The organism is Nitrosomonas sp., assembly GCA_031316255.1.
Taxonomy (GTDB): Bacteria; Pseudomonadota; Gammaproteobacteria; order Burkholderiales; family Nitrosomonadaceae; genus Nitrosomonas.
On sequence record JALDQW010000001.1, the window covers coordinates 463,879 to 477,222 of the forward strand.

General features: G+C 46.7%; 8 protein-coding genes and 1 CRISPR repeat array (1 of these 9 only partly in view). All 8 genes read left to right on the top strand.

The window, feature by feature from the left end; genetic code table 11:
- Nucleotides 1-328: 328 nt before the first annotated feature.
- The gene (gene cas1f / locus MRK00_02230; GenBank protein MDR4516198.1) at nucleotides 329-1,315 is read left to right on the top strand and encodes a type I-F CRISPR-associated endonuclease Cas1f; all 987 of its coding nucleotides are present in this window, start codon (nucleotides 329-331) and stop codon (nucleotides 1,313-1,315) included.
- The gene (gene cas3f / locus MRK00_02235; protein MDR4516199.1) at nucleotides 1,312-4,662 is read left to right on the top strand and encodes a type I-F CRISPR-associated helicase Cas3f; all 3,351 of its coding nucleotides are present in this window, start codon (nucleotides 1,312-1,314) and stop codon (nucleotides 4,660-4,662) included. The genes cas1f and cas3f overlap by 4 nt, the downstream gene beginning before the upstream one ends.
- A gap of 12 nt (nucleotides 4,663-4,674) precedes the next feature.
- Entirely contained in the window at nucleotides 4,675-6,072 is a 1,398-nt protein-coding gene (locus MRK00_02240) for a type I-F CRISPR-associated protein Csy1 (GenBank protein MDR4516200.1), read from the top strand.
- Complete coding sequence (csy2, locus tag MRK00_02245; protein MDR4516201.1) at nucleotides 6,069-6,968, top strand: type I-F CRISPR-associated protein Csy2; 900 nt, start codon at nucleotides 6,069-6,071, stop codon at nucleotides 6,966-6,968. The genes MRK00_02240 and csy2 overlap by 4 nt, the downstream gene beginning before the upstream one ends.
- Nucleotides 6,969-6,970: 2 nt before the next feature.
- Nucleotides 6,971-7,993 carry a type I-F CRISPR-associated protein Csy3 gene (gene csy3, locus MRK00_02250; GenBank protein MDR4516202.1) on the top strand — a complete coding sequence of 341 codons (1,023 nt, stop codon included), beginning with the start codon at nucleotides 6,971-6,973 and terminating at the stop codon, nucleotides 7,991-7,993.
- Between the two features lie 3 nt (nucleotides 7,994-7,996).
- Entirely contained in the window at nucleotides 7,997-8,641 is a 645-nt protein-coding gene (gene cas6f / locus MRK00_02255; GenBank protein MDR4516203.1) for a type I-F CRISPR-associated endoribonuclease Cas6/Csy4, read from the top strand.
- 119 nt (nucleotides 8,642-8,760) lie between these two features.
- Nucleotides 8,761-9,177: a ParD-like family protein gene (locus MRK00_02260; protein ID MDR4516204.1), complete on the top strand. Its 417-nt coding sequence runs from the start codon at nucleotides 8,761-8,763 to the stop codon at nucleotides 9,175-9,177.
- On the top strand, nucleotides 9,174-9,758 hold the full coding sequence (locus tag MRK00_02265) for a dephospho-CoA kinase (GenBank protein MDR4516205.1): 585 nt from the start codon (nucleotides 9,174-9,176) through the stop codon (nucleotides 9,756-9,758). Before MRK00_02260 ends, MRK00_02265 begins: the two co-directional genes overlap by 4 nt.
- A gap of 138 nt (nucleotides 9,759-9,896) precedes the next feature.
- Nucleotides 9,897-13,344: direct repeats of the CRISPR family, unit length 28 nt; unit sequence GTTCGCTGCCGCACAGGCAGCTTAGAAA (it continues 780 nt past the right edge of the window).

Here is a 13,344-nt window from a genome sequence, read left to right on the forward strand (position 1 = left end):
TTCGATTGGTCACCCGCACCAGAGCAAAACAGTATGGCGGCTTCTTAAGGCAAACCAGCGACTCATACTGATACGGGAACCGGATAATTCCCACGACAAACGCGCCATACGCATCGACTGGCAAGGCCTCAAACTCGGCTATGTTCCCAGAGATGACAACGTGGCAATTTCGCAGTTAGTGGATCGCGGCGAAATATTGTCAGCTTTGATAACAGGGTTGAAAAAAAGTCATAATCCGTGGGAACGGATTGAGGTGGAGGTGAAATGGCGAATCCAAATCAACTCATAGACAGAATTATTTCCGAATCGAGATAAAAGGCTTTAAATAATGGAACAATTAACCGACCTGAAAGCAATATTGCATTCCAAGCGAGCCAATATCTACTATCTTGAAAAATGCCGCGTTATGCAGAAAGACGGGCGGGTTCTCTATTTGACGGAAGATAAGGAAGAAAACCGCTATTGGAATATCCCGATTGCCAATACCACGGTTATACTACTCGGAACAGGCACATCAATTACTCAAGCCGCAGTGCGCATGCTGGCTTCGGCAGGCGTCCTGGTTGGTTTCAGCGGTGGCGGTGGCACACCGTTGCTGGCAGGCACTGAAATAGAATGGCTCACGCCTCAAAGTGAATACCGTCCCACAGAATATGTTCAGGGATGGTTATCGTTCTGGTTCGATGAAGCGCAGCGTTTAAAGGTTGCCAGGCATTTCCAGTTTTCTCGCATCGAATATCTGCAAAAAGTATGGAGTAAAGACAGAGATTTGAAAAATGAAGGCTTCTTTGTTGACGACCTTGATATCCAACAAGCGTTTTCAGGCTATTCAAGCAAGGTAGAACAAGCGAAAAACGTTACCGAGCTGCTTTTAATTGAAGCACAGCTCACCAAAAACCTTTACAAAACCGCTGTCAGCCGTACCGAGCAAAAAGACTTTGCTCGCAATTACGATGGTGCCGACAGTGCGAATGCCTTTCTGAATCACGGCAATTACCTGGCCTACGGTCTGGCTGCAAGTACGCTCTGGGTACTGGGAATACCGCATGGTTTTGCTGTAATGCACGGCAAGACCCGCCGCGGTGCATTGGTGTTCGACGTGGCCGATTTGATCAAAGACGCCATCGTCCTGCCTTGGGCATTTATCTGCGCCAAGGAAAAAATGACCGAACAGGAATTCCGCCAGCAAATCCTGCAGAAATTTACCGAGCATAAGGCGATGGATTTAATGTTCGACCAGGTCAAGCAACAAGCCCTACAAAACAATCCCCCTCTCCCGCTTGGAGATGGCCGCGGTGAGGGGCATCAATCATGATGGTCACTTTCGTCAGTCAATGCCAGAAAAAAGCGCTCAATCGCACCCGGCGGGTATTGGATGCTTTCGCCAACCGTATCGGCGACAATACCTGGCAAACCGTGATCACGGAAGAAGGATTGATCGTTGTCAAAACCCTGCTGCGCAAAACCGCCACCAAGAACACCGCCGTTTCCTGCCATTGGATCAGATCGCGGAACCGGAGCGAGCTGGTGTGGATTGTGGGGAATCGGAACAAATTTAATCGGGAAGGGATTGTGCCGGTGAATTCCACAGCCAAGAACCTGCTAAACAAGCAATGGGAGAATAACTGGACTTATTTGCCTGCTATCAAGGCGTTAATAGCTGTCTCTGCTTTGTTACACGATTGGGGCAAGGCAACAGCTTTGTTTCAAGCCAAGCTCAAATCCGGAACCGCCAAAGGCGATCCCTTACGTCACGAATGGATTTCTTGTTTGTTATTAAATGCTTTGGTACGACATGCAGGTAATGGCGATGAGGCTTGGTTAAGCCTATTGCAATCGGGTGAATTGGATGAACAGGGATTAAAAACCATTGTTATACAAAATGTCATCAAGCCCTTAGCAGATTTGCCGCCGCTGGCGCAATTGGTTGCCTGGTTGGTAGTTTCACATCACCGTTTGCCGCAGCTTCTGGATAAAACGGAACGTAACTTACGTCAGGGTGAAGAAAAAAACACATTAAACGCTTTGATGAAAAGTATCGCAGCAGTATGGGGTTATCAAAATAAATTCGACGAAACGGAGTATAAAAAACGTGTGGTCGATTGTTTTGAATTCCCCGATGGCTTACTTTCTCAGTCTTCACAATGGCTCAAATACTTGAAAAAATGGTCAAACCGTTTATTACAGGCGCAGCCGCAAATTCAGCAATTACTCGACAATGGCGGCTACCGGTTGCTATTGCATCATGCGCGCTTGTGCTTGATGCTGGGCGATCATTATTACTCTTCCTGCCCGGCGGATAATGCTTGGCAAAGCTCTGTAGCATTGTTCGCCAATACCGATGAAAAACGTAATTACAAACAAAAACTTGACGAACATCTGGTAGGCGTCTGTGAACACGCGCTAAGAATCAGTCAGACTCTATCGCGTTTTTCATCGGAAATGGAATCCGCCTATGATATTAAAGCCCTAAAACAAAAAAGCCCTGCCGGATTTGAGTGGCAGGATAAAGCTGTTGACAACATCAAGCAATTCAAGACCCAACACAAAGCTTTTCAGGAAAAAGACTATGGCTGGTTTATCGTGAACATGGCTAGTACCGGATGCGGCAAAACTATTGCCAACGCCAAGATTATGCGCGTCTTGTCCGGTGAAGGTGAAAGCTTGCGCTACATTTTGGCGTTGGGTTTGCGAACATTGACGTTGCAAACCGGAGACGAATACCGCTACCGTATTGGTTTGAAAAATGACGAACTGGCTGTTTTAATCGGTTCGGCAGCAATAAAAGAACTGCGCGAGCAGGCACAAAAAACGCATGAGCAAAAACCGGCTTTTGAGGAGTTAGGCGCGGAATCGCTGGAACAACTGTTAGAAGAAGAGTTGGATTACGGTGATGCGCCTACCGCAGAATTTCTGGATGTGCTGTTCCCCAAAAAACAACCGAAGCTCGCTGAGAAACACAAAGCGTTTCTATATAAACCTGTATTGACCTGCACCATCGATCATATCATTGCTGCCACCGAGACTTTGCGTGGCGGGAAGTATATTCTGCCCTGCCTGCGGTTGTTATCATCGGATTTAGTGATTGATGAGGTCGATGATTTTGACGGTGCCGATTTAGTTGCCATCGGCCGCCTGGTTCATCTCGCCGGTATGCTCGGACGGAAAGTAATGATTTCTTCGGCCACTATTCCCCCGGCATTGGCGGAAGGTTTTTTTAATGCCTATCAAGCCGGTTGGAAATTGCATAGCCATTTTAAACAAGCAAGCTCCGTAATTGCCTGTGCGTGGGTTGATGAATTTACTGCCCGCGTGGAGCGAGTCGATCAGAGTGATGCAGATAACCGTTGCAACCAGTATCAAAGCCTGCATCGGCAATTTATCGACAAACGGGTAGCCAATTTGCAGCAACAAGTGGTTAAGCGTAAAGCTTTCATCGTGCGTTGCGACGATTTGCTCGTGAAAAAAAATGATGAATTGTCCCGGCAACAGCGCTATTTTGAAAAAATCTGCCAGACTATTTGTCGCCTTCATGGCGGTCATCATACGGTTGATGCGGTAACCGGCAAGAAAGTGTCCTTTGGCGTCATTCGCACAGCGAATATTTCACCTTGCGTTGCTTTAACCCAATATTTGTTGGAAGCCGAATGGGAAGAAAGTTGCGTACCCAGGATTATGGCTTATCACAGCCGACAGGTTTTGCTTTTGCGTCATGAACAGGAAAAGCACCTGGATAAGGTATTAAAACGCAAGGAGAAACTCGGCGAAATACCGGAAGGATTAAAAGATCCAGTTATCCGGCATCACCTTGATAATACACATGCCAAGCATGTCATGTTTATCTTGGTAGCTACGCCGGTCGAAGAAGTTGGACGGGACCACGATTTCGATTGGGCAATCATCGAGCCGTCTTCCTTTCGCTCCATCATTCAATTAGCCGGACGCGTGCAGCGGCACCGGCAAGGCGGCGTCGAGCAAGCCAATATCGCTGTGATGCAATACAACCTGAATGCATTGCGCCAGGATGACAGACCGGTTTATTGCCGCCCCGGTTACGAAACGGCGAAAACGCTACGGCTGACAACGCATGACCTTTGCCAGTTGATCGATGAAACTGCTTTAAACCATGTAGTCAATGCCGTTCCCCGCATCCAGCAACCGGAATCCATACAGCCCAACCAACGCTTGGCCGATCTGGAACACCAGGCAATGCATCTGGTATTAACGCGATATGACCAGAAAGGCCCGCAATGCTTGCAAGCGTGGCTTAGCGAATGCTGGTGGTTAACTGCGGTACCGCAACAACTGAACCGGTTTCGTGAGAGCGAACCGGACATGAATTTATATCTGGTTTGGCGAGACGGTAAAGCGGTGTTTTGTGAAAAGGACGAACGCGGCGAATTCATTTCTCGTCAATCAAGTAATAACATTGCCAGAGCCGATGCAATGACGGAAACAATGCTTGGCAGATTGTGGCTGGAAAGAGATTACCGGCAAGCATTGCTTGAACAAATTGATACCGAAAATCAATTCGATAATGACATTGAGCAGTTAATCACAAAAAAATCGGAGCGCTACGGAGAAATTACGTTTCCCAAACGAGATAACAATGATCGAGAATGGTTTTATTCGGATCAGCTGGGTTTGTTTCAGAATCAATAATGGTGAGAAATTATGAACGAAATTAATTTATTAGCAAAAGAGTTTCTGGAAAATCTGAAAATGGATTATTTGGAAAAGAAAATAACTCAAGAGACCAGAGAAAAAAAGAAGAAACTTGATTTATTAATCGAAAAATCTACCAATAGCTCTGATGATGACAAAATTGTTAATGAAAAACATAAATTTGATGAAGCTGTTCTGAAAGCCAAGGCTAAATTTCAGCCAGAAGCTAATGATAAATATGAGATAGCTAATTGGTTTATTGATGCTTGTAATAAGGCCAAACCCTACGTGACCACTCATCCTGCCAAGTTTACCAATCCGAAAATAAGCGATTCGAGCAGCCTGCTTTTTTATGGATCAGAAATAAAAGATGGATATGTGAAAACTGGAAATGTGCGTTCCCGTGTAAGGGTCGATGTTTCTGGAAATGCCGCCACAAACACAATCATATTTGAGTTGTATGTTTTTCTTGAAAAGAGATTAAAAAATGGAAAAACAGTAATCAAATTATTTGAAGAAGAGAATCCTGAATTAATTAAGTTTCTAAATTCTTTGAATATCGATTTTTCCTTGATGAAAGCTAAATGTCTTGAAGTTTATTATGGCAAGGAAGCGACACCATCCACACATGAAATGATTCGCCAAGTCTTTTTTCCTGTAGATGAGAAAAAAAATAGCTATCACCTGCTATCAGTTGTTACTGCATCAATGTTGATGTTTGAGGCAAAAAATAGGATTGAATCATTTGATCGTTGGATTGAAGGGCAGCACGTGCGTAATTTAAGGAAAAATAACAAATTTGAACCCGATGGATACGATGAAATATACAACTTAACTGAAGTTGGATTCAGTCACAATGAATTCACCAAGATGGGTAATGTAAGTTATTTGAATGTCAGAAACAAAGGAATTGCTTATTTACTGCCAAGCATTCCACCTACTTTGCATCAACGCCAGATTCGACTCCCCACAAGTAACTTTTTCAGGAATAGTCTGCGGCCACGGCAGTTTCAGGAGAGTTTTCAGACTCTGGATCGTCTCATCAAAAGCAGCATCAATAACAAACCAATTCGAGACGGTATTCACAACACGCTTAAATTTTTGATTGACCAGGTCATGCAACGCGCTTTTCAGATTCGAACGACAGGCCCAGGCTGGTCAGAGGCTGAGCATTATGAGAATCTACCACTTGCTCAGCGAATATGGCTGGATGATGCCAAGCTGGAACAGCGGCAGAATCATGACGATTGGCTGAAGGAGGTTGAAGCAGCATTTGCCAGATGGCTGTTAAGTAGCTATGAGTATCTGCACAAAGACACTCAAGTGAAACTGAGTGACTACGAGTTGCTTGAAGTGAAAAAACTCATATCGGAAGCACTGGATAGCGACCAGGAGTTTTTCAAATGAACATGAGGCGTTTTTTATTAATACCGCATCTTAAAGTCCACAATGCCAATGCCATGAGCAGCCCGTATACCATTGGCTTTCCGGCAATGACAGCCTGGCTGGGTGCGGTGCATGCCTTGCAGCGACATCTTCGCTTGCAAGGCTTGAATGCGGTGGAGTTGATCGGTGCCGCAGTGAGTTGTCATCGATTCAATTTGCAAACTTACAAAGGGCGAGGCGATTTCGTACATTCGATTGTCGGCACGGCTAATCCATTGGATAAAGACGGCAGTCGCCCGTCTTTCGTCGAAGAAGCGCGCTGTCATCTGGAAATCTCGTTACTGGTTGAATTTCACGGACTGGACAGCGATGATCATGATCGTTTTAAAAATTTAATTGATACCGAGCTACAGCGTATGAAATGGGCTAGTGGTGACGTATTGGCCGTCAAACCAGTTGAAATCCTGCCGGTGGATGAAGATGACGAGTACGAAACGAAAAAATTGCTCAATCGCTTGATGCCGGGGCATGTACTGGTCGAACGCCGCGATTTGATGCGGAAAACTATGCAGGAAGAAAACAAAGATGCTCTGGATGCATTACTCGATCATCTAAAAGTGATGCATCGCAGTACTCAAGACGAGAACGGCAAAGTTACCTGGAGCAGTCAACGCAAAATACCGGGTTGGCTAGTGCCAATTGCCGTCGGCTTTCAAGGCATTTCCGAGCTTGGCATAGCCAGAAATCAACGTGACCGCGATACACCGCATCGTTTTGCCGAAAGCGTAATCACATTGGGTGAATTCAAGATGCCTTATCGCGTTACCAAACTGGACGACATGCTTTGGCAATACCGTGTTGTACCTGAACAAAATTTATATCTTTGCCAAACCTTATCATCAACCTATGGAGACTGAACATGGCTGTTAAAAACGACGCAACCGTATTGGCTTTTGAAAAGAAACTAGTATCTTCGGATGGCTATCTGTATGGCACAACATGGAATGAACGCTTTCAGAAGGAGAAAGCGATTGCATTAAAATTGAATGAAAAATCCGTGCGCGGCACGATTTCCAATCGATTAAAGCCAGCAATGCAGAGTGATCCATTAAAACTGAATGCTGAAGTGGAAAAACCTAATTTGCAAACTGTCGATGCTTGTGCATTAGGTGAAAATCAAGATACATTGAAGCTCTATTTCACGCTAAAGATTCTTGGTGGAGTAGAAAAGCCCTCAGCCAGTAACGGCCCTAAGTTTAATGAATCTTATCCAAAAGTTGCGCAAACCTACATCGAACATGAAAGATTTAATGAGCTGGCTAGGCGCTATGCCACTAACATTGCTAATGGGCGGTATTTATGGCGCAACCGGGTAGGCGCGGAAAAAATCGAAGTGATTGTCGATACCGGAGACGGTCAGACATTCATCTTTAGCGCTAAAGATTTTGCGCTAAATCACTTTGATTCCAGTAATTCGGATTTACAGGCACTCGCAAATAAAATCGCCGAGGCATTATGCGGACGCTTGCCCTATTTGCTTATCAGCATTGAAGCTTATGCATTGATCGGTACAGCACAAGAAGTTTATCCCAGCGAAGAGTTGGTTTTGGACAAAGGAAAGGGCAATAAAAGCAAAATCCTTTATGAAGTCAATGGTGTAGCTGCGATGCACTCGCAAAAAATAGGTAATGCTTTACGCACAATCGATACTTGGTATCCTGGTTGCGATAACTTGGAAACCGGAATCGGGCCAATTGCAATCGAACCTTATGGTGCAGTTACAAATCTGGGCAAAGCATTCCGTACCCCTAAAGACAAAGCTGATTTCTATACCCTATTCGACCGCTATGCATTGGGAGAAGCGCTTACTGACATAGAGAAACATTATGTCATGGCTGTATTGGTGCGCGGCGGGGTTTTTGGACAAAGCGGCAAGGATTAGATCATGAAGTTCTACCAGGAAATAACTCTAATACGAAATGCCGATATCGACCAATACTTCCTTTTATCCAAAACCTTCCACCAAATTCACCTCGGCCTAGTTGAAATACAGAACGAGCAGAAACAGGCTCCAATCGGCTTATCGTTTCCCGAATACAAAATGGGTGAAAATTTCGGTGCCCTGGGCAGCAAGCTGCGGTTGTTTGCGCCGGATGAAGCTATGCTAACCCGGTTTGACGCAAACAAATGGCTCGCTCGTTTGAGCGACTATGTGCATTGCACCAGTATCCGCCCGGTGCCGGGCAAGATTAATTGCTATGCCATTTATCAGCGTAAACAACCCAAAACAAGCAAGGAGCGCTTGGCGCGACGCTATGCTAAACGGCATAACATGGATTACGAAGCTGCGTTGAATTGTAAAGTTGAATTAAGTGTCAAGCCTGAAGCAGGAGCGGAATGCGGAAAAACGTTAATGAGTTACAGCCAAATGCCTCACCAAACCATCGCTACTCCGTTTATTCGGCTAAAAAGTTTGAGCAGCGGCAACACGTTTTGCCTATGGATCAAAAAAAGTGAAGTGGAAAGTAGTAATGACGGATTGTTTACGACGTATGGTTTAAGTACCACAGCAACCGTTCCCGAGTTTTAGGGTTGAGACTGACTTTTCTGTAACGCAAACAGTCTGGCGGTCACAATTTAAACTATTACAAATCATTTGTAGCAAACTGCTACAATATTGTTATGTTTATATAAAGTGTAAGGTTGGTTATGGCAAAATCCGCATCCCCCATTCGGTTGCAAGAAGAATTGATGAAAGCAGCAGAGCTGACGGCCGGACGTTTTCATCGAAGCACGGCCGAGCAGATAGAGTTTTGGGCGGAGCTTGGACGCTCTGTAGCAGATACGCTTGACCCCGATGTGGTGTTATCCGTCAAATCGGGGCTTTCAAGAATAAAAGTGGAACCCGTTTATGGCGCGCCGGTCGATCCGAGTGTGGTTTTTGAGTCACTGGAAAAACAGCGGAAAAACGGAACATTGCCCAAACGTGTTACAACCGCCGCACACCGCTATCAGGCTTCATCGGAACATCCCGGTTATCTGGATCGTATCGATCGGCAAAACAAAATCACAACCGGCCGGTTTACAAACGGTCAGTTTATCCCCTTGAACGAAAAAACCGCTTGAAAAAAGAAAAACAACTCTGGCTGCTTACGGGTGGCAACGGCGCAGGGAAAACCACCTTTTACCAGTTGCAACTTGAACCGCTCGGTATACCGTTTGTGAATGCAGATATTCTGGCAAAGCAATTGCATCCCGAACAACCCGAACAACACAGCTATGAAGCGGCTAAAATTGCCGAAGCCATTCGCTTGCGGCTTTTACAGGACGGGCGCACATTCTGTTTTGAAACCGTTTTTTCTCATCCCTCTAAAATCGATTTTGTTGCCAATGCAAAAGCATTGGGTTATGAAATTGTGCTGGTTTTTATTCACCTTGAACAGATACAGCTCAATCTTGCGCGTATTGCGCAACGCATGAGCGAAGGCGGTCACACTGTGCCGGATGAAAAAGTTAAAACACGGATTCCCAGGGTATTGCAATTGGTCAAACAGGTTTTACCGTTATGTGATCATGCATACATCCTGGATAATTCTTGTGCGGATAATCCGTTTCAGCAAATAGGCGCGATACGCAGCGGATGCCTTGAATTAAATCAAACATCAGTCCCGGCGTGGTGCCAGGAACTGCTGTCGGATTATTTGTGACATTTATACCCATTTTCTTCTGCTCTTTAACAAAATATATAAAATCAGTTACTTGTTGATAGCGGAGAAATTTTGGGTATTTCCGCTGTTTTCATGTTAAGCAATTGTTGTTTATCGTTTTCTGAGTGTTATACTTCGGTTCGCTGCCGCACAGGCAGCTTAGAAATTTGGTTGGTCCTGTAATCAAAAAGCTTGTTGGTTCGCTGCCGCACAGGCAGCTTAGAAATTCAAGCGCAGAAACTACCGCAGGATTCCATAGTTCGCTGCCGCACAGGCAGCTTAGAAATGGCGAAAAGCCAGGCGAGCAACCCTGATCCTGTTCGCTGCCGCACAGGCAGCTTAGAAAACCCCAGTCAACCGTATATGTCCAGCCGTCATGTTCGCTGCCGCACAGGCAGCTTAGAAAATTTGTGTAAATTTAACTGGCACAATATATTAGTTCGCTGCCGCACAGGCAGCTTAGAAATTTCTAAATTCTTCTCTATACTTATTCCATATGTTCGCTGCCGCACAGGCAGCTTAGAAAAGCGGCACATGACAGACCTGGAAGAAGCCCCGGTTCGCTGCCGCACAGGCAGCTTAGAAAGTATATCAGCGCATACCGGTCGAGCATCCGCTGTTCGCTGCCGCACAGGCAGCTTAGAAATCACAAATGAATACAACGATGCGTTGGCTATAGTTCGCTGCCGCACAGGCAGCTTAGAAATGATCTTTGCTTTTCATGATTGTCCCCTTATTGTTCGCTGCCGCACAGGCAGCTTAGAAAAGCTCCTGATACGGTTATCGATCCGGTTGTTGGTTCGCTGCCGCACAGGCAGCTTAGAAATCAATTCTGTAATGCCCATCTTTGCCTACTGGGTTCGCTGCCGCACAGGCAGCTTAGAAAAGTTGATGATATCCATTGCTCTCCAGCGTGGAGTTCGCTGCCGCACAGGCAGCTTAGAAATCTTCAAGTCCAACCAGATTTTGGTACGGTACGTTCGCTGCCGCACAGGCAGCTTAGAAATGATGATGCGCCTGATCCTCCGGTTGCGCATTGTTCGCTGCCGCACAGGCAGCTTAGAAAAATAGCATGCTGCGACATGCTTGATACTGGTTGTTCGCTGCCGCACAGGCAGCTTAGAAATTCAACCGGCTCAACCGCCCTGCCCGCTCCATGTTCGCTGCCGCACAGGCAGCTTAGAAATGTAAGCGGCAATGACGAGCTGATCATTACGCGTTCGCTGCCGCACAGGCAGCTTAGAAATAGCCAGCTTTGTCAGGGTAGCATCGAGTAACGTTCGCTGCCGCACAGGCAGCTTAGAAAAGACGAAGGGCTTGGAAACAAAGAAGAACTGGGTTCGCTGCCGCACAGGCAGCTTAGAAAAAAAATCGCACAGCCGGACAATGAAGAAAAACGTTCGCTGCCGCACAGGCAGCTTAGAAAAACGGTTGATGCTAATCATCCGTATATAAAAGGTTCGCTGCCGCACAGGCAGCTTAGAAAAGAGCATATCGCCCATAAATCGCAGCAATAATGTTCGCTGCCGCACAGGCAGCTTAGAAAGTCGACGATGATATTGCCAAGCCGCTCAATGGGTTCGCTGCCGCACAGGCAGCTTAGAAATGTCAGAGCAGCAGTCAATCGCAGAAACAACAGTTCGCTGCCGCACAGGCAGCTTAGAAAAATAAAACGGATCATTCTTGTATCGTTTACCAGTTCGCTGCCGCACAGGCAGCTTAGAAATTCACAATAAGGATTCCATGAATTCAATTCGCGTTCGCTGCCGCACAGGCAGCTTAGAAAAATGATTTCCAGCGCAGGTGATTACTGGTATCGTTCGCTGCCGCACAGGCAGCTTAGAAAGTAAACGAGCATTCACGTAGTGTTTAGCCGAAGTTCGCTGCCGCACAGGCAGCTTAGAAATATCGGGCGCGCCGCCTGAAGTTATCGAGATTGTTCGCTGCCGCACAGGCAGCTTAGAAATTATATCGTCGTGCATCGGCACCCGTTGCAAGGTTCGCTGCCGCACAGGCAGCTTAGAAAAGTTATTAGAGCTATCTGCAACCAGGCACGATGTTCGCTGCCGCACAGGCAGCTTAGAAACTGGCCATATGTTAACGATGGATGGGTTGTCTGTTCGCTGCCGCACAGGCAGCTTAGAAATCAGAAGGTAGTCTAACAGTACCGAAGGGTATGTTCGCTGCCGCACAGGCAGCTTAGAAATTGAGTTGATCATTGAGCTGCTCGGTGATCAGGTTCGCTGCCGCACAGGCAGCTTAGAAAGCTTGGACTAATGTACTAACGTATATGGGTCAGTTCGCTGCCGCACAGGCAGCTTAGAAATTTGTTAATAGCGGTCAGGCTATTCAGCAAATGTTCGCTGCCGCACAGGCAGCTTAGAAATAAATGCGCTTTTCAAAGAGCGTTCAGTTTCCGTTCGCTGCCGCACAGGCAGCTTAGAAAATCCCATAAAAAAAGCTTTGGCAGCGATGCTAGTTCGCTGCCGCACAGGCAGCTTAGAAAGGTATGCGCTGATATACGGGACCGAGACGTGTGTTCGCTGCCGCACAGGCAGCTTAGAAAATACAGCAATTGTATTTTCCATATTTTATTTTGTTCGCTGCCGCACAGGCAGCTTAGAAAGTCGAATTACATCCCTGGCGCATTGTCCTACCGTTCGCTGCCGCACAGGCAGCTTAGAAAAGATGAACCACCGCCGTAGTGCCAACCGTACTGTTCGCTGCCGCACAGGCAGCTTAGAAATATTTTTTCCGCTTTCGGACAATTGAATTGTTGTTCGCTGCCGCACAGGCAGCTTAGAAAATTGACAATCCTGTCACTGAGACCTTTGGTAAGTTCGCTGCCGCACAGGCAGCTTAGAAATAAAAAGCAAAGGACTACTCACAAACCGGCACGTTCGCTGCCGCACAGGCAGCTTAGAAATAACCCAAGCAGGCCGCCAATGCCGCTGGCTTGTTCGCTGCCGCACAGGCAGCTTAGAAAAATCCTCAAATTGAGGAATACCTCGACCCTCTGTTCGCTGCCGCACAGGCAGCTTAGAAAGCTCAAAGATGAGCAGGCGAACCGGCAAGGACGTTCGCTGCCGCACAGGCAGCTTAGAAATGCGTCGTAACCTGGGTTAATCACTTATTGGTGTTCGCTGCCGCACAGGCAGCTTAGAAAACCAGCGACAGGTTTACGTGGTGCACCGGACGGTTCGCTGCCGCACAGGCAGCTTAGAAAACAATGTAGTTATACGGCGCAGCGCCGTTTGTGTTCGCTGCCGCACAGGCAGCTTAGAAAATACACAGTTACGGTTAGCACGTCGGACCCTGGTTCGCTGCCGCACAGGCAGCTTAGAAAAGTGCCCGGCCGTTCCGCTGAACCGCTGCTAAGTTCGCTGCCGCACAGGCAGCTTAGAAAGACTATCGCAGACTTCAATAATGCCAGCCTCAGTTCGCTGCCGCACAGGCAGCTTAGAAAACCAATTGGCCGCAATTCATACCTGCGCCAATGTTCGCTGCCGCACAGGCAGCTTAGAAAAGTATGCTGAGGTAGTTGGCCGTTGTTCCGCTGTTCGCTGCCGCACAGGCAGCTTAGAAA